General features: G+C 60.5%; 14 protein-coding genes. 11 read left to right on the plus strand and 3 right to left on the minus strand.

The genetic code is table 11. From position 1 onward, the window contains the following. Positions 1–347: 347 nt before the first annotated feature. The 6 genes from tilS to glmM all read left to right on the plus strand — a co-directional run bounded on the left by tilS (position 348) and on the right by glmM (position 8,350). On the plus strand, positions 348–1,751 hold the full coding sequence (gene tilS / locus LAP85_22505) for a tRNA lysidine(34) synthetase TilS (protein ID MBZ5499179.1): 1,404 nt from the start codon (positions 348–350) through the stop codon (positions 1,749–1,751). A gap of 326 nt (positions 1,752–2,077) precedes the next feature. After that, positions 2,078–4,000 (plus strand): ATP-dependent zinc metalloprotease FtsH, encoded by a 1,923-nt coding sequence (gene ftsH / locus LAP85_22510; protein ID MBZ5499180.1) that lies wholly within the window; start codon positions 2,078–2,080, stop codon positions 3,998–4,000. A 182-nt stretch (positions 4,001–4,182) separates the two neighbouring features. Continuing rightward, positions 4,183–5,055: a dihydropteroate synthase gene (folP, locus tag LAP85_22515; protein MBZ5499181.1), complete on the plus strand. Its 873-nt coding sequence runs from the start codon at positions 4,183–4,185 to the stop codon at positions 5,053–5,055. 26 nt (positions 5,056–5,081) lie between these two features. Further along, the gene (gene cdaA / locus LAP85_22520; protein ID MBZ5499182.1) at positions 5,082–5,882 is read left to right on the plus strand and encodes a diadenylate cyclase CdaA; all 801 of its coding nucleotides are present in this window, start codon (positions 5,082–5,084) and stop codon (positions 5,880–5,882) included. Positions 5,883–6,056: 174 nt separating this feature from the next. After that, positions 6,057–6,998 carry a hypothetical protein gene (locus LAP85_22525; GenBank protein ID MBZ5499183.1) on the plus strand — a complete coding sequence of 314 codons (942 nt, stop codon included), beginning with the start codon at positions 6,057–6,059 and terminating at the stop codon, positions 6,996–6,998. Further along, on the plus strand, positions 6,998–8,350 hold the full coding sequence (gene glmM / locus LAP85_22530; GenBank protein ID MBZ5499184.1) for a phosphoglucosamine mutase: 1,353 nt from the start codon (positions 6,998–7,000) through the stop codon (positions 8,348–8,350). The genes LAP85_22525 and glmM overlap by 1 nt, the downstream gene beginning before the upstream one ends. A gap of 5 nt (positions 8,351–8,355) precedes the next feature. Here glmM and LAP85_22535 read toward each other — a convergent pair whose 3' ends face one another. The 3 genes from LAP85_22535 to LAP85_22545 form a co-directional block, all read right to left on the minus strand. Beyond that, positions 8,356–8,667 (minus strand): hypothetical protein, encoded by a 312-nt coding sequence (locus LAP85_22535; GenBank protein MBZ5499185.1) that lies wholly within the window; start codon positions 8,665–8,667, stop codon positions 8,356–8,358. Continuing rightward, positions 8,612–9,103, minus strand: coding sequence for a DinB family protein (locus LAP85_22540; protein MBZ5499186.1), 492 nt, complete (start codon positions 9,101–9,103; stop codon positions 8,612–8,614). The genes LAP85_22535 and LAP85_22540 overlap by 56 nt, the downstream gene beginning before the upstream one ends. 74 nt (positions 9,104–9,177) lie before the next feature. Further along, positions 9,178–10,266: a hypothetical protein gene (locus LAP85_22545; GenBank protein MBZ5499187.1), complete on the minus strand. Its 1,089-nt coding sequence runs from the start codon at positions 10,264–10,266 to the stop codon at positions 9,178–9,180. 21 nt (positions 10,267–10,287) lie between these two features. On the opposite strand from LAP85_22545, the gene rfaE2 reads away from it, so the two are divergent. The 5 genes from rfaE2 (at position 10,288) to LAP85_22570 (ending at position 16,884) form a co-directional block, all read left to right on the plus strand. Continuing rightward, entirely contained in the window at positions 10,288–10,794 is a 507-nt protein-coding gene (gene rfaE2, locus LAP85_22550; GenBank protein MBZ5499188.1) for a D-glycero-beta-D-manno-heptose 1-phosphate adenylyltransferase, read from the plus strand. Positions 10,795–10,875: 81 nt separating this feature from the next. Next, positions 10,876–14,373 carry a transcription-repair coupling factor gene (gene mfd / locus LAP85_22555; GenBank protein ID MBZ5499189.1) on the plus strand — a complete coding sequence of 1,166 codons (3,498 nt, stop codon included), beginning with the start codon at positions 10,876–10,878 and terminating at the stop codon, positions 14,371–14,373. Between the two features lie 179 nt (positions 14,374–14,552). Continuing rightward, complete coding sequence (locus LAP85_22560; GenBank protein MBZ5499190.1) at positions 14,553–15,527, plus strand: peptidylprolyl isomerase; 975 nt, start codon at positions 14,553–14,555, stop codon at positions 15,525–15,527. Further along, the gene (locus tag LAP85_22565; GenBank protein ID MBZ5499191.1) at positions 15,524–16,504 is read left to right on the plus strand and encodes a SurA N-terminal domain-containing protein; all 981 of its coding nucleotides are present in this window, start codon (positions 15,524–15,526) and stop codon (positions 16,502–16,504) included. The genes LAP85_22560 and LAP85_22565 overlap by 4 nt, the downstream gene beginning before the upstream one ends. Then, positions 16,501–16,884: a BlaI/MecI/CopY family transcriptional regulator gene (locus tag LAP85_22570; protein MBZ5499192.1), complete on the plus strand. Its 384-nt coding sequence runs from the start codon at positions 16,501–16,503 to the stop codon at positions 16,882–16,884. The genes LAP85_22565 and LAP85_22570 overlap by 4 nt, the downstream gene beginning before the upstream one ends. Positions 16,885–16,940 lie beyond the last annotated feature (56 nt).

Genomic DNA, 16,940 nt, shown 5'->3' on the forward strand with positions numbered 1-16,940 from the left:
CATCGGAATTGGGATCGCCATCGCAATCGGACCTCATAGCCGGCAAAAACCGATAACGACCGCGATAGCGATTGCGATATCGATCCCGATACCGACGTTCACCAACCGGATAATATGAGCTTTTCATGCGTCATAAGGTGCGCCATGGCGCATGGGGGACTGCCTCGAAAATAGACGTTGCCGGGCGCGGTCGGGCCGCCCGCGCCCACCAAGTGGGTCGCGTCTGGCAGCCGCGACCCTCCCCATGTCTCCCGACATCGTCCCGATTTTCGTGCGCTGCAGAGTGCGGCTATCCCGCGCACAAAGGCCACGGATGTGGTAAAAATGTAAAACACATGAGAGAAAGGATGAGATTTGCAGCACTGGAACTCCGGGTGCTCAGGACCGTTCGAAAGTTCGGGATGCTGCGGCAGGGGGAGCACGTGCTGGTCGCGGCATCGGGCGGAGCCGACTCGATGGCGCTGCTGCTCTGCCTGCACGATCTGGCTGTTCCTATGAACCTGAAACTGACCGTGGCGCATTTCAATCACGGCATCCGCGGCACGGAAGCGGATGAGGACGAGGAGTTCGTGCGCAGGGTGAGCGCGGACCTCGGCTGGCCTTTCCTCTCCGAATCGGCCGATCTGAAGTCGGTCGCTGCCGCCGGGAAGAGAAACCTGGAAGAGGCCGCCCGCGAGGCGCGCTATGAATTCCTGAAACGCGCCGCGGCCCGCACAGGCACGGACAAGATTGCGACCGGCCACAATCTGAACGATCAGGCCGAGACGATCCTCTTCCGCCTGCTGCGCGGCAGCGGGCCCGGCGGCTTCGAGGGTATCCGCCCCGTGATCGGCGGCCGTATTATCCGTCCTCTGCTCGAATGCTCCCGGCTACGGATTCTGGAGTTCCTGTCCGAGCGTAAAGCCGCCTACCGCGAGGATTCGACCAACCGGGACCTGCGCCTGCGGAGAAACCGCATCCGGAAGGAGTTGATTCCTTACCTCGAAGAGCACTTCAATCCCCGGCTGATCGCCACTCTTGCCCGCGAGGCTGCACTGGCACGCGCGGCTGATGAATTCCTCGAACACCATGCCCGCATGGAATTTGAAAGCATGCGCACCGTTTTGCCGGACGGGGTCTCGCTGCCGGCGCCCCGGCTTCTGCAGCTGGCTCTCCCCCTGGGGCGCCAGATCGTGCGCCACGCGCTGCGTGAAGTCCTTGGATCGCTGCGGGGCATTGAAATGGTCCACATCGAGGAGATCCTGCGCCTTTGCGGGCCGGCCCGGAGCGGAAGGCGCATCGAGTTGCCGGCCGGGATCGGAGCCCAGCGCATCCTGGATGAGCTCGAGTTGGTCCGAAGGAGCCGCGAGGCGTCGGTGAGCTTCTCATATCAGCTTGCCGTACCGGGGCGTTGTCTGGTCCCGGAGGCGGGATTGGAATTCTTCGCTTCTCGCGAGCCGGAAGCGAACCCGGCCGCATTGCCGCAGAGCGAGGGGATCGCCTGCGCGCTCCTCAATCCGGATAATTTGCCCCCGGTACTGACCATCCGCTCGCGTCTCCCCGGCGACCGCTACGGAGGTCCCGGTCACCGGAAAGTGAAGAAGATGCTGCTCGCCGCCCGATTTCCGTTGCCTGCACGCGCTGGGCTTCCCATGGTCGTAGTGGGGGAAGCAGTAGTCTGGGTACCGGGATTCAGGCCGGCAAAAACCTTTGCAGCCAAAGCCGGTTCCGGCCGATCTATCCGTATTGAGGCCAGACGGTTGCCGATCTAAGGGCTACCCCGGATCCAGGGAGCGGTGAAGCGATTCCTCGATGAGAATAGTGTCAGGTGGCGCTTTCCTCCTGTCTCCTGACTCCTTGTAAGCGAAACTATTTGGTGATTTTGGCGTCTATAAGGAATGTGTGGGCAGGTGGAAGCGGTTCAATATGCAATGACTTAAAAACATAGAGCCTTGCAGGGTTATCCTAGGAAACCTTTCCCGGCGTCTGGTATAATCTGGTTTGTGGGTTTCGCAGCCCAATTTCTTAGTCAGCTCATTCATAGTACGCAGTGCGGAGCTGTTGCGGGGCGCAAAGGAACCCATCGGAGGTTTTTGCTTTGAGTGCCAATCTGAAAAACATCCTGGTGTGGCTGGCGGTGGTGGTCTCACTGGTTCTGCTGTGGGAACTCTTTTACACAGTGCGTGATGGCAACATCGAGGAGCGCAATTTCTCGACTTTCTACCAGGACGTGACCGCGAAAAAAATCAAGTCCGTCACGATCTCGGGGGAGGACCTCGAGGGCGAAGACATCAATGGCAGGAAGTTCAAGACGATCGTTCCCGGCGATCAGCAGCTGGACCTGTCGAACAAACTCATTGACAATGGTGCGACGGTAAAGCTGGAGAAGACCAGCAGCTCGTCTTTGATGTACGTTTTCCTCTCTTCGTGGCTCCCTTTTATCCTGCTGATCGGCTTTTGGATTTTCCTGATGCGGCAGATGCAGAGCGGGGGCAACAAGGCCCTCTCCTTCGGGAAGAGCCGGGCGCGGCTGATGTCGAGCCAGCAAAAGAAGGTGACCTTCAAGGACGTCGCCGGGGTTGAAGAAGCCAAGGAGGAGCTCACGGAGATCATCGAGTTCCTCAAGGAGCCGCAGAAGTTCCAGAAACTGGGCGGCCGCATCCCCAAGGGCGTGCTGCTGATGGGGCCTCCCGGAACCGGCAAGACGCTCCTTGCGCGCGCGATCGCGGGGGAGGCGAACGTCCCCTTCTTTTCCATCAGCGGATCGGATTTCGTCGAGATGTTCGTCGGGGTGGGCGCCAGTCGTGTGCGCGACCTGTTTGAGCAGGGGAAGAAAAACGCTCCCTGCATCATCTTCATTGACGAGATTGACGCCGTCGGCCGCCATCGCGGCGCCGGCCTGGGCGGCGGCCATGATGAAAGGGAGCAGACACTCAACCAGCTGCTGGTTGAGATGGACGGCTTCGAATCCAATGACGGTGTGATCCTGATCGCAGCGAGCAACCGGCCCGATGTTCTGGACCCGGCGCTGCTGCGGCCGGGCCGTTTTGACCGGCAGGTGGTAGTGCCTCTGCCCGATATCCGCGGGCGGGAAGGCATTCTGAAAGTGCACACCCGCAAGATTCCGATCGCCGACGACGTGGATGTCACCGTCGTCGCCCGCGGCACCCCGGGATTCTCCGGCGCCGCTTTGGCGAACCTGGTAAACGAGGCGGCTCTGAATGCGGCGCGGTACAATCGCAAATTCGTAGTGATGTCGGATTTTGAAGGTGCCAAGGACAAGGTACTCATGGGCAAGGAGCGCAAGTCCATGGTCATCACCGAGAGCGACAAGAAAGTCACGGCCTATCACGAAGCCGGGCATGCGCTGGTGGCTTACCTGACCGCGGGAAGCGACCCGCTGCACAAGGTCACGATCATCCCGCGCGGCATGGCGCTCGGCCTGACCCAGCAGCTGCCCGAGAATGACAGGCACAACTACAGCAAGGAATTCGTCGAGGGGCAGATCTCGATCCTGATGGGCGGGCGCTGCGCGGAGAAGATGTTCCTCGATACGGAAACCACCGGCGCCGCCAACGACATCGAGGTCGCCACCGAACGGGCGCGCAAGATGGTGACCGAATGGGGCATGAGCCCGCTCATGGGGCCGCTGGCCTTTGGAAAAAAGGAGGAACAGATATTCCTGGGCCGGGAGATTTCACAGCACAGGGATTACAGTGAAGATACCGCCATACAGATCGACAGAGAAGTGAAGCGCATCGTGGAAGAAAGTTATACCCGCGCATGGAACTGCCTGGAATCCAACCAGGAGCACCTGATTCACCTTGCCGAAGCATTGCTCGAGCGCGAGACGCTCGACAGCTGGGAAATCGAGGCCATCGTCAAAGGCCTGCCGCTGGGAAAGCCGAAGCCGGCATCCGACAGCGACTCTGAGGGCAGCCCGGTAAAGGAAAAAGGCCCATCCCCCCACGGACCATTGCCGCAGCTCATCAATCCCAAAGGCAAACCGGCACCGGCTTGATATTTTGGGGAGTGCGGGGGCATGACGCCGCTTTCTATCAGCTTGGGAATGTCGACGGTCGTGATTTTCAAAGCGGCGTCATGACGCCGCACTTCAAAGTTACCGCAGCTCGAAGTTGTGACGTCAATTAATAATTGACCGCGACCTGGGGAAAGGGCGCGGGACATCGCCGAACAATACGCATGCCCTACGCCGGCTCCCGCAGGCATTTTCGAATCAGGGCCCGCGACACGGTCCTGGATCTCGGATCCAGAACCCTGATCATGGGTATTCTCAATGTCACGCCTGATTCTTTTTCGGACGGAGGTGCGTTCTTCGAAACCGCCCGGGCGGTGGAGCGCGCCTGGCGCATCGCGGAGGAGGGCGCCGACATACTGGATGTCGGCGGTGAATCGACGAGGCCCGGGTCGCAGGGAGTGAGCGCCGAGGAGGAGCTGCGCCGCATCCTGCCGGTGCTCGAGGCGCTGATGGAAAAGTATCCGTTGCCGGTTTCGATCGACACCTCCAAATCCGAGGTCGGCCGCGCCGCCTTGGAGAGAGGCGCCGTCCTGGTCAATGACATTACGGCCTTTGGGAAAGATCCCGCGCTGGGGGAGGCAGTGTCCTCCTTCGGAGCAGGCGTCATTCTCATGCACATGAGAGGGGAACCAGGCACCATGCAGAAGCTGCCGCCGAGCCCCGACATCCTCGGGGAGATCGAGGAGTGGGCGGGCCGGGTGTCGGACCGGGCTCAGGCACTGGGCGTGGCGCGGGACAGGATCATCCTGGATCCCGGGATCGGCTTCGGCAAGACAGTGAGCCAGAATCTGCAGATCATCCTCAACCTGGACCGCCTGGCTGCGGCCGGATTTCCGGTTCTGGTCGGCACCTCCCGGAAGTCGTTCATCGGCAGAATCCTGTCGGATCCGGCGGCGGACCGGATCTGGGGAAGCGCCGCAGCCGTGGCCGCATCCATTCTCAGCGGAGCTCACATGGTCCGCGTCCACGACGTGGCAGCGATGCGCGATGTCGCGCGCGTCACGGACGCGCTCCTCAGCGAAAGGGTGAGCGAGTGACCCCGTACTCTGACATCATCTCGGGATTGTCGCAGTACGCTCCCCGCACGTTCCGCGACCTCATCGACATCCTGATCGTTGCCTTCCTCATATACCGCTTCCTCCTGCTCCTGCGCGGAACCCGGGGCGCGCAGATGACGCTCGGCCTCGTTGTCCTGGTGTGCTTCTATGCTCTCACCAAGTACTACCGACTGCGTACCCTGGAGTGGCTCTTCACCAACCTGTTCACTTATGTGGTCTTCGCCATCATCGTGCTCTTCCAGAATGAAATCCGGCGCGGGCTGGCGGGCATCGGAAGGACATCCTGGTTCGGCGGACATCGCAGGAGCCCCGCCAAGGAGGAATTCGAGGAGATCATCCTCGCGGCAACAACCCTGGCTTCGAAAAAAATAGGCGCCCTGATCGTCGTGGAACGCGACATCGGATTGAAGAACTACGCGGAGAGCGGCATCGCCCTGGACTCCATACCGACCTATGACCTGCTGGTCACGATCTTCAGCCCGAACACGCCGCTTCATGACGGCGCGGTCATCGTTCAGCAGAACCGGATTATCGCCGCCGGGTGCTTCCTGCCGCTGACGCTGGATCCGCACCTCAGCAAGGAGTTGGGAACCAGGCACCGGGCCGCCATCGGCATCACGGAGGAGACCGATGCCGTCGCCATCATCGTATCCGAGGAAACCGGCACCATCTCCGCCGCAATCGAGGGGAAGATCACGCGCAACCTCGACGGCGCCGGTCTGCGCGACGTTCTGCTGGCGGCCATGCAAGGCAAGTCCGCGGGTGCCGACGAAGAACTTGTGACGGAACGGCAGCAAGTCGTATGACCCGGATTATTCATGAATGTGCGACCAAGATGCAGTTTTGGACGCGGAAAGACGCTGGCCGATGCCGACCGTTCGGTCTTGGCCGGCGTGCGATTCTGCTTCATGAATGATTCGGGATGAGTCATGAGTGATGAGTGTTCCTGCTTTTCCCTCATCCCTCATTCCCAAGAGAAAATGAGAGAAGCGTTCAGATTTATCAAAGACCTGATCTTGAAGAACTGGTGGCTGAAGCTGGCCGCAATCCTGTTGGCTTACGCGCTTTGGATCATGGTGCGCGGCGCCGAAGGGGAACGGGTTTTCACCGTGCCGTTGGTCGTGCAGATTCCCCGCGGCATGGAGATCGTGAACGAGCGCCCGAATTCCGTGGAGATTGCAGCGCTGGGCGCCCCCAATCTGACCGGCAGTCTGCCGAATCTGACGTACACGATCGATCTTCAGTCGGCGGGCGAAGGAGAGCAGACGGTGTCCTTGACTCCGGATGGAGTCCATGTCAGCCCGGGGTCTGGCCTCACGGTGATCCGGGTGAATCCGGCACGCGCAACGTTCGTCTTGGAGCGGGTCATCGCGAAGGATGTACCGGTCAGAGTCCCGATCCAGGGAAGTCCCGCCGCCGGGCTTGATATCTACACGGCGGCCTGCCGGCCGATTTCCGTGCATATCAGCGGGCCCCGCTCGGCCATCATTCCCATCAGGGGGGTGGAAACCGATCCCGTGTCCCTCGCGGGACAGAGACAGTCATTTCAGACGACGGTGAATCTGAATGTCCGGAATGCCGATATACATACCAGCCCGACTGCTGTTGAGGTGGATGTCGAGCTGGGACCGCACCGCGAGACGCGCACGCTGAGAATTCCGGTTACGGTGCTCGATGATGCAGGATATGATGTCAGCCCGCCGTCCCTTTCGGTGAGCGTGCTGGTGCCCGTGACTTTCAAGCGGCAGCTTGCGGCTGAGGATTTCAGCGCTACGGTATCGGTGCCGAACTCCGAGCCGCTCTCGAGTCGCATGGCCGCAAAGCCTGCTGTGGAGATTACCAAGGAACTCGGAACCGGGATTGTGATCAAACAGGTTAGCCCGCAGGAGGTTACATTGCTCCGGAGAGCAAGGAAGAAGTGATGGGGAGCTTATTTGGAACGGACGGGATCCGGGGCATTGCCGGAGAGCCGCCGCTTGATCGGGATGACGTGTATCGGATCGGCTACTGCCTGACGGGCTACCTCAGGTCGATGCACCTGCAGCCGAGGCTTCTGATCGGCCGGGACACGCGCATGTCGGGCCCCTGGATCGAGGGCCTGCTCCGGCACGCGATCGCAGATGCGGGCGGAACCGCCGAGATGTGCGGTGTGGTATCCACCCCGGCAGTTTCGTTTTTTACCAGGAAAACTGCGGCCCATGCCGGCATCATGATCAGCGCTTCGCACAATCCCTTCCAGGACAACGGAATCAAGATCTTCTCCGCGCACGGGATCAAGTTCAACGATGCGGTGGAGGAGGAACTGGAAACGCACATACTCACCTGCAGTCTCGCGGCACCGGCCGGGTTCAGCAGCGATCCCGGCGCCGTCGAACTCCAACTCTCCGTCGTACCGCGGTACCAGGATCTTTATGCGGACTACCTGAGTGCCTGCCTCGCTCCCGGTTTCAGCCTGACGCGGATGCGCCTGGTCGTGGACTGCGCCCATGGATCGCTCTCCTACATCGCTCCCTCGTTTCTGCGGGCCCTCGGCGCCGATGTGCATGCCATCCACTGCCAACCCGACGGGCGCAACATAAACCTCAAGGCCGGCACGCTCCACCTCGACGCGCTGCAACAGGAGGTTCAGGCGCGCAAGGCCGACATCGGCATCGCATTTGACGGCGATGCCGATCGGGCACTGTTTGTGGACTCCGCCGGACGGATCCACGATGGCGACGACGTGCTCTATCTGCTCGCCCGTTACTACGACCTCGAGGATGCGCCGCGCGTGGTGGTGGGCACCGTCATGGCGAACCTGGGCCTCGAGGTGGCGCTGGGGAACATCGGTTTCCACCTTGTGCGCACGGCGGTCGGCGATCGGTACGTGCTTGAAGAGATGCTGCGCCGCGGCGCCGTGCTCGGAGGCGAGCAGTCAGGGCACATCATCATGACGCGCCTGGCCCGTACCGGCGACGGCCTGCTTACGGCCTTGAAGGTTCTGGAAATCCTAGTAAAGCAGGACCAGGATTTTGCGGCCCTGTGCAGTCCTGTGAGACGCTTCCCGCAGGTGCTGCTCAATGTGAGCGTGCGCGAAAAAGTCCTCTTGGAAGACATCCCCGGCCTGCGCGACGCCGAAGCCGCCTGCAAAAAGAAGCTGGGCGCGCACAGCCGCATCCTGTTGCGTTATTCGGGCACCGAAAGACTGGCTCGCGTGATGGTCGAAGGTGAAAACGAACAGGCAGTGCAGCAAGCCGCACGACACCTCGCCGCCTTCTTCGAAAACATGCCTTGAAAATCTCACCGCAGAGAAAATAAACCGCGGATACCCCGCTCCGTGTACTCTGCATCCTCTGCGGCCTCAGCCTTGAGGCTTTGTTTCTCGTCTAATTTCCTGCCCGCGTTCAGATTGTCGAAATTCAGGATGGCGTTGAATACCAGGAAATAGCTGCCGTGGTTCGCGGCCAGGTCCGAAGTGTCATCGGAGCCGAGCAGCAGAGTGCCTGGCGTGCTCGTTGGTATGGGGATCCTTCGCTTCGTAAAGTTCTCCGAAATCTCAGCGGGCGGCGAGACGCTCGATCGCCGCGACGTGGTTCCGATCATGATCGACAAGATGGGTCACGATCTGTCGCAGGGTGAGTGCGCCGTAACTCGGGTGCTGTCCCCCTTTATTCCAGGCCGAACGCGGGAGCGATTTCAGCAACGCGATGTCGCCGGCGCGCAATACCTTGAAGCAGGCAAGCGCGCTCTTCATGGGCTGTTCCCGGTATTGAAGGTGTTTCGCCCATGCCTCCTGATCGAAGGCCATCAGGGTGGCGTGCGGCTCGGAAATTATCATGCGATAGCGCAGCCCGTACACCAGTTCGCAATCAGCCAGGTGGCAGACGATCTCTTTCGCCGACCATTTGCCGGGGGCAGGCCGGGCGGAGGCCTGCTTCGCGTTGAATCCCTGGGCGAGCCGGTCCAGGCGGCGTGGGGTGCCGGCCAGGCTCTTCAAAGCTTCGTCTATGGAATAGGCATGGTTCTTGTTGCACAATGGGCAGGACATATGCGGCTCCTTCGTCAGCATTTTGTCTTGAACGATATCATAAAAGCATTCTCTGCGCCCTCTGCGTTGAGAGGTCAGAGCGCCCGGAACCGGAAGACGCGGAGGCCGTCTTCGCCATCGGCCAGAAAGATGCGGATCGTGCCGCCAGATTCCGCTATGGCTTTCACGCCGAGGGATGTGCCGCGAGTCGGCACCTCCTTAACCAGGTGCGGGTGGCGGAGATCACGAATGTCGAGCACGGCAAGACCGCGCTTCCAATTGGCAACGAACAGGTAATTGCGGCACAGGGCGACGCCGTGAGCCCAGCCGCCGGTCTCCGGGTGAGGCGCATCCGTGGGATTGAGGCCGAGCGCGTGGCGCGCGATCAGGGAAGGGGTGCCGTCGGCGTCGAATGCCACGAGCGAGACGCCGCCGTGTCCCTCGGCAACCGCAGCGACGGTATTGCCCGCCGCTTCCCCAAGGGCGATGCAGATCGACGTCGCCGGCGAGGGGAGCGCAGCGATCTCCACCGGAGTTTCCGGCCGGCGCACGTCAACGACACGCAGCCCGTAGTTCCAGTCCGCCAGCAGCGCACGATCGCCCCAGAGCTTGACATCGTGAGACCACCCGGGTGTCGGCAGCTCGGCTAAGAGGCGGAGATCCGATTTGCCGAGGACCACGACGACCAGGCCGTGCGAGCCATAGGCGGCAAAGGCCAGTTCGTCCCTGGTCACGACGGCATTGGCGATGTCTCCGTTCGCAAACCGCGCCCGGACCGCCCCGGTTGGGGAGACAAGCACCAGCCCTTCGAAGCGGGCCGCAAGCAAAGGTCTGCCGGCATGGGGCGCCAGGGAGATGATATCCTGCACGGGGGCGAAGATCCGGGGTGCCGCCCAGCCTGCGGCCCAATCGAAAATCAGATAGCCGCCCTGGCGATCCGACACATACAGCAATTGCGATTCCACTGCGACATCGTGCGCCCACCCGGCCGTGTTATAGTGAGCAATCTCCTCGATGACCGGTCTGCGGCCTCCGGTGCATGCCGGCATCGCGCCGAGCACCAATGCTGCCGTCCAGATGAAAAATGACTTCATGGCACGAATCTTAACCACAAAGCCTGCGAAGACCTCAAAGAAATTACCATCATTCGTGGTTGTTCGTGGTTTGCTTTTAAAGAGGGGCATCTGCTATTCTCCAGCCTCGTCATGGCAATTCCCAAGCTGAAAACTCTCGATGAAGTGGTGCAGATCCGGAAGCGGCTGCGCCGCGAAGGGAAGAAGATCGTTTTCACCAACGGCTGCTTTGATCTCCTTCATGCAGGGCACGTGCGCTACCTCAATCAGGCGCGCTCCCTGGGCGACGTGCTGGTCGTCGGACTCAACAGCGACGACTCAGTCCGCGCTCTCAAAGGTGAGGGGCGTCCCCTCGTGCCCGAAGGGGAGCGGGCCGAGGTTCTTGCAGCGCTGGCGTGCATCGACTATATTTTTATATTCGATGATCATACGCCCGGGCGCGTCATCGATGCCATTGTTCCCGATGTTCTGGTCAAGGGTGCTGACTGGGGGGTCTCCGAAATTGTCGGCCGTGAAACCGTGGAGAACGCAGGGGGCACCGTCCACAGCATTCCTCTGGTAGAAGGCACCTCCACAACCGCCATCATCAGGAAGATCCTGAGCCGGTTCGGATCATCGAAAAAGCACACGAATGGTTGAAACCGCGAAGCACACGAAAGAAACGAAGACTCAATTCGTGGGTCTCGTATGTTTCGCGGTTTGTTTCCCTGCGGTCGGATCGTGCTTCATCTGAAGAGGGTGTTTGAGAGCGCAACGCAGAGCGGCGTGCTGCGAGACATGTCGGCCCGCCTGCAGCAGGGGATTCGCGCGCTCACGATCGAAGGGCCGGTAACCGGGGTCAAGGGACTGATCATCGCCCAGGCAGCCCTGGCCGAGCGGCGGTCCATGGCGGTCCTCACCGGAACGAGCACTGAAGCGCGCAATCTGGCGCAGGAGCTCGGCTTTTTCCTCGCTCTGCTTTCTTCGGCGCCGCCGCGCGTGGTTCTTCTGCCCAGCCTGGAGGTGGATCCCTATCGCGGGCTCTCGCCGCACCCCGATATTGCGGCGGCCCGCGCCCAGGCGGTCTGGCAGCTTCTGCAGGACAGCCCCGCGGTCGTGGTCGCCTCGGTGAGGGCTGCGGCGGTACGATTGCACAGCCCGGAACGTTTCCTCTCCTACTGTCTCGAGCTCGACAAAGACCAGCCCTATTCCCCGGAGCTCCTGCGCGACTACCTTCACGAAGCCGGCTACCTGGAGGATGACCCGGTTACCGATCCCGGCGAGTTTTCGCTGCGGGGCGGAATCCTCGACATCTACCCGCCCCACATGGAAAACCCGGTGCGCATCGAATTCTTCGGCGATCAGATCGAGTCGATGCGCCTGTTCGATGTGGATTCCCAGCGTTCCATCTCGGCGATCTCCAGGGTCGAGCTGATTCCGATGCGGGAGTATTGTGTGCGCCGCCCGCTCCTCGAACGGTGGGCGCAGGAAGCGCCGAAGCGCTGGGCCGGGCCTTTTCACAAGTTCCTGGAAGAGGAGCTGGCTCTGGCGCGCGCGGGGGAGCCATTCCCCGCGTTCGAGTTCATGCTGCCGGCAATCGATCCGCTCGACCGGACTCTTTTCGATTACCTCAAGGGTTACCGCCTGGTTCTGTCCGACCGCGACATTCTGGAAACGACGCTGACCAAATACCACACCGAACTCTACGAACGCTTCGTCGATCGGGTGGAGGCCTGCAAGCCTGTGCTCGCGCCGGATGAGATCTACGTTACCAGCGACGAGTTCCGCACTGCGCTGGGGCGCTTTCCGTGTCTGGCGGTCGAGGAGCTGAGCGTCGAGCGCAGGCTGGAGGAGGAAGCGCCGCTCTACTTCTCGTCTCAGGGCACGAGGAAGTATCACGGCAACATCCGCGACCTGATCGCCGACCTCGAGAAGTTCCGCGAAGCAGGGGAACGCATCGTCTTTCTCTTTGCCAATCCGGGCCGTGCCGAACGCGTTCGCGACATTCTCAAGGAGTATGAGATCCCGGCCCATCTGTGCCTGGGCGACGACGATGCCGGCGAAGCCCAGGTGCCGGCAGACGGCTCGGTTTTGCTGGGTGTGGGATCCGTGCATGCCGGCTTCTTCCTTCCCGCCCTGCCGCTGCGGGTGCTGACCGGGACGGACGTTTTTGACGAGTCGGAAGTAGCGGCGGCGCCGAAACGCGCGCGCAGCGCGGCCCGAATGTTCATTTCCGATTTCAGGGACCTGAAACCGGGAGACTGCGTGGTTCACATCGATCACGGCATCGGGCGGTTCCAGGGCCTGAAGTCCATCGACCTGCAGCAGGGGGCCAAGGAGTTCGTGCTGCTGACCTACCAGGACGACGCGAAGCTGTACGTCCCGGTCGAGCGGCTCGACCTCATCCAGAAATACAGCAGCGTGGACGGCGCGCACCCGACGCTGGACCGGTTGGGAGGAACCAGCTGGGAACGGACCAAGAGCCGGATCAAAAAATCGATGCGCGACATGGCGGGCGAGCTTCTGAAGCTCTACGCCGAGCGCCAGATGGTCCCCGGTTACAGCTACGCGGTCGATTCGGCCTGGCAGCGCGAGTTCGAGGACTCGTTCGAGTTCGAGCTGACGCGCGACCAGCTCGATGCCATCGGGGCGGTCAAAAACGACATGGAGGCGGCGCGCCCCATGGACCGGCTTTTGTGCGGCGACGTCGGCTACGGCAAGACCGAAGTCGCCATGCGCGCCGCCTTCAAGGCCGTCATGGACGGCAAGCAGGTGGCGATCCTGGCGCCGACCACGGTGCTCGCGTTCCAGCACTACAATACCTTCCGGCAGCGCTTCACCGCCTTTCCCGTACGCATCCAGCTGCTGTCGCGCTTCCGCAGCCCCAAGGAGCTGAAGCAGTCGATCGAGGATCTCGAAGCGGGGCGCGTAGACATACTCATCGGCACGCACCGGCTGTTGTCGAAGGATGTCGCGTTCAAGGATCTGGGGCTGGTGATCGTGGACGAAGAGCAGCGCTTCGGCGTCGCCCACAAGGAGCGCCTCAAGGCGCTCAAAACCCGCGTCGATGTGCTCACCCTGACAGCCACACCCATCCCGCGTACCTTGCACATGGCATTGATGGGACTGCGAGACATGTCCACCATCGAAACGCCCCCGAAGAACCGCCTGGCCATCCAGACCTCGGTGCTGAAGTTCAGCCCGGATGTGGTGCGCTCTGCAATCGAGCTCGAACTGGCCCGTAACGGCCAGGTCTATTTCGTGCACAACCGGGTGGAATCGATCCATTCGATGGCGGCCATGGTCCAGAGGCTGGTGCCGGAGGCCCGCATCGGTGTGGCGCACGGCCAGATGCCGGAGCGGGAGCTCGAGAAGGTCATGATGCGCTTCGTCGGGGATGAGGTCGACATCCTGGTCGCGACCACCATCATCGAAAACGGACTGGACATTCCCAGGGTCAACACCATCATCATCGATCGTGCGGACCTCTACGGCATGGCGCAGCTCTACCAACTGCGCGGCCGGGTCGGCCGGTCGGACCGGCGTGCTTACGCCTACCTCCTGGTGCCTTCCGATGAGGTGCTGTCCGACGTGGCGCGCAAGCGGCTCGCCGCCATCCGGGAGTTCAGCGATTTAGGCACCGGCTTTCGCGTGGCCGCCCTCGACCTCGAAATCCGGGGTGGGGGAAACATGCTCGGCGGGGAACAGCACGGGCACATCAACGCCGTGGGCTTCGACCTGTACTGCCAGCTGCTCGAACAGACAGTCGAGGAGTTGCGCGGGCAGAAGCCTGAGGTGGAGATCTCTTCCACCATAAAGCTGAATCTCGACATCCGCATCCCTGAATCCTACATCGCCGACGAGAGCCAGCGGCTGCGCATGTACAAGCGCATCTCATCCGCGCGCAGCCGTGACGAACTCGATGCCCTGCGCCAGGAAATGATCGATCGTTTCGGGCCCTATCCGGAGCAGGTGAACCACCTCTTCCGCTATGCCTCGTTGCGGCAGGAAACGCTCGCGCTCCAGATCCAAGCCATCGAACGCAGCCGAAGCCAGATCTTTTTCCGCTTTGTGGATCAGTCGAAAGTCAGCGCGCAAAAACTCCTCCAACTGGTATCGCGCAACAAGAACGCTTCCTTTTCACCCCAGGGCGTGCTGACCATCGAGACCGAAGAGTTGCCGCCCGAGAACTTGTTCGATTCCATCCACAAGATCCTCGCTCAGATCCGGGCTTCCTGAAGTCCATCCTGCGGTGATATTTTGAGTCCATCTGCCTGCAGTTATCGTTTATCATTAGTGAGATGTGCCGTCGGCCCCGCTGAGGTTTTCGCTGCATAGGGTGTGTACTTTGCCCGATCCATTCGATATCATTTTGATTTTGTCTGTGGGTGCCGATGCCGGGATTAGGAGAATCAGCCATGCCTGCCAAACGGTGGCACATGCTCGGCGTGATCTGCCTGCCAGCACTTATCTGCTTCGAAAGCTGCGGTTTGAAGGATAGAGCGCAAACGGAAACTGATCCCGTCGTCGTGCAGATAGGCAAGTGGAACTATAGCAAGGCTGATCTGGAGCAGTTCTTCGACAGCCGGTTGAGTGAATTTCGCGGCCCTGCGGCTACCGACGAGGAGAAGTCGGCCATGCTCGATTCGTTCATAGAGGAGAAGCTGCTGCTTCAAGAGGCGGAGGAGTTGAAGATAGAGCCCAGTCCAAAGACTCTCGATTCGATGCGCGACAAGCTGTCAGCCAGCGGCGGCGGAAGCAGCAACGACCTGAAGCGCGACAAGGATGTCGAGCAAAGCATGGCAGACAGCCTGAAGGTGCAGGCCTACATGCGCGATCACCTGTTCAAGGGCGTGTCGGTGACCAAAGAAGAATGCGAGGCTTACTACAAAGAGCATCTCGGCGATTTTGTCAGCAATGATGTCGTTCATGTACGCGAGATCCTTGTAGATAGTGCAGAGGAGGCGCAGAAGATCCAGGCCCTGCTCAAGGCGAATCGGAACAGGAATTTCAAGGATTTGGCCCGTCTGTACTCGAAAGCCCCGACTGCGTCCGACGGCGGCGATCTGGGAACATTCCAAAGGGGCGAACTGCCCGAGGAGTTTGAGAAAGCCATCTTTCCCCTGGCGTCCGGCACCATCAGCAGGATCGTAAGCTCGCAGTACGGGTATCATACGTTTTTTGTGGAAGAGAAAATTCTGGCCCACCAGCAGAAGTTTTATGAAGTAGAAGGCCAAATTCAGGAGAAACTGCTGCAGCAGCGGCAGCGGGCGGCGCTCGAAAAGGAACTGGAATCCCTGGCGCAAAAGGTTCCGATCCAGGTGGATCACGAAAAACTGGATTTCAAGTATGTCGGCGCCCGATTCGCCCCCCGCGGAGGGAAATCTCAATGATAAGATCCGTGTGGCTTGTAGCCTCGATGCTGATCTTCAGCTCGGGTTTACAGCCGCAAACCAAGCCCAAGGTGGTAGAGCGCATCGTTGCTCAGGTCAACGACGACATCATCACCCTGTCCGATCTCAACCGGGAAATGGCCAAACGCCGGCAGGAGCTGGCCGACCAGTACACCGGCGATCAGCTGGAACAGGAGCTGAAGAAAACAGAGGACTCCGTGCTCGAAGACCTGATCCGGAAAAGGCTGATTTTGCAGAAGGCCACGGAACTTGGCATGGGCTCGGGCATGGACGTCCAGGTGTCGGCTTACATCGAACAGCTGCGCAAACAGAATGGTATCAAGGACATGGACGAATTTGAACGCGCGCTCGAGCAGCAGGGCATGACACTGGCCGGCTTTCGCGAAGATATAAAAAAGGAGATGATCATTCAGGACGTCAAGGGTTATTTTGTTGACTCGCGGATCACCATCCTTTCCGAAGAGATCGAACGCTACTACAAGGATCACACCAAGGACTATTCGTCGCCGGAAGAGGTGACGCTCAGCGAGATCGTGGTCCCCAGCAACGGCCCCGATCCCCAGGCGGAAGCCCTTGCCAACGAATATCGCAGGCGAGCGCTTCAGGGGGAATCGTTCGCGACGCTGGCGAGCCAGTACTCCAAGGGGGGCACCGCCGGCAAAGGCGGCGGCATCGGCACCTATCAGGTAATGAAACTCAAACCCGACATCGCCAACGCTGTCACCGCCGTGAAGGAAGGAGATGTCTCGCTGGTAGTCAAGATCGCCGAAGGGTATGCGATCTTTCGCGTGGATGCCCGCAAACCTTCGGTGGTGCGTCCGTTCGGGGAAGTAAAGGACGATATCAAGAAGCTTCTTTACCAGCAGAAGTTCGTGCCGGAATTCGAGAGGTTCATTGCGCAGCTGAAAGAAGATGCCTACATTCAGAAATTCCCTGAGCTGGGTATCGGCAAATGAAGAGATCCGCGCATCTGACTCCCGGCGAGTTTGAATTGATCGAGATCCTTTGGCCGTTGGGAGAGGCAAGTGTCAAGGACGTGTGGACGCGAGTGAATCCCGATCGGGGCCTGGCCTATACCACAGTTATGACCGTCCTGGAAAAAATGTATCGGAAGGGGATCCTCACTCAGAGCAAAAGAGGGAAGGCTTTCCGCTACTCAGCCGCCCTGAGCCGGGAGCAGGTGCTCAAGGGGATCGTTGAGCACCTCTGCGAAGTCTACTTCGCCGGTTCTTACGCCGAACTCGCCAACTTCGTCAGCAAGCAGTACGCCGCGAGCGCCCAATCCAAGCCAGCCATCGAGAAGGAACAATCCAAGTCAGACGATCCGACGGCTTGACTTGCCTGGAGATGAAACAGCAAAGACCTCCAGAACCACAAAGAATCTCTAACCAT

The sequence above is a fragment of the Terriglobia bacterium genome (assembly GCA_020072565.1).
GTDB lineage: Bacteria > Acidobacteriota > UBA6911 > UBA6911 > UBA6911 > JAFNAG01.

Bases quoted from the DNA above. Each gene is read 5' to 3' on its own strand.
- LAP85_22565 (MBZ5499191.1), top strand. From the start codon at position 15,524: ATGATAAGATCCGTGTGGCTTGTAGCCTCGATGCTGATCTTCAGCTCG.
- LAP85_22525 (MBZ5499183.1), top strand. From the start codon at position 6,057: ATGAGAGAAGCGTTCAGATTTATCAAAGACCTGATCTTGAAGAACTGG.
- rfaE2 (MBZ5499188.1), top strand. From the start codon at position 10,288: ATGGCAATTCCCAAGCTGAAAACTCTCGATGAAGTGGTGCAGATCCGG.
- LAP85_22570 (MBZ5499192.1), top strand. From the start codon at position 16,501: ATGAAGAGATCCGCGCATCTGACTCCCGGCGAGTTTGAATTGATCGAG.
- LAP85_22540 (MBZ5499186.1), bottom strand. From the start codon at position 9,103: ATGTCCTGCCCATTGTGCAACAAGAACCATGCCTATTCCATAGACGAA.
- folP (MBZ5499181.1), top strand. From the start codon at position 4,183: ATGCCCTACGCCGGCTCCCGCAGGCATTTTCGAATCAGGGCCCGCGAC.
- LAP85_22560 (MBZ5499190.1), top strand. From the start codon at position 14,553: ATGCCTGCCAAACGGTGGCACATGCTCGGCGTGATCTGCCTGCCAGCA.
- glmM (MBZ5499184.1), top strand. From the start codon at position 6,998: ATGGGGAGCTTATTTGGAACGGACGGGATCCGGGGCATTGCCGGAGAG.
- LAP85_22545 (MBZ5499187.1), bottom strand. From the start codon at position 10,266: ATGCCCCTCTTTAAAAGCAAACCACGAACAACCACGAATGATGGTAAT.
- tilS (MBZ5499179.1), top strand. From the start codon at position 348: ATGAGATTTGCAGCACTGGAACTCCGGGTGCTCAGGACCGTTCGAAAG.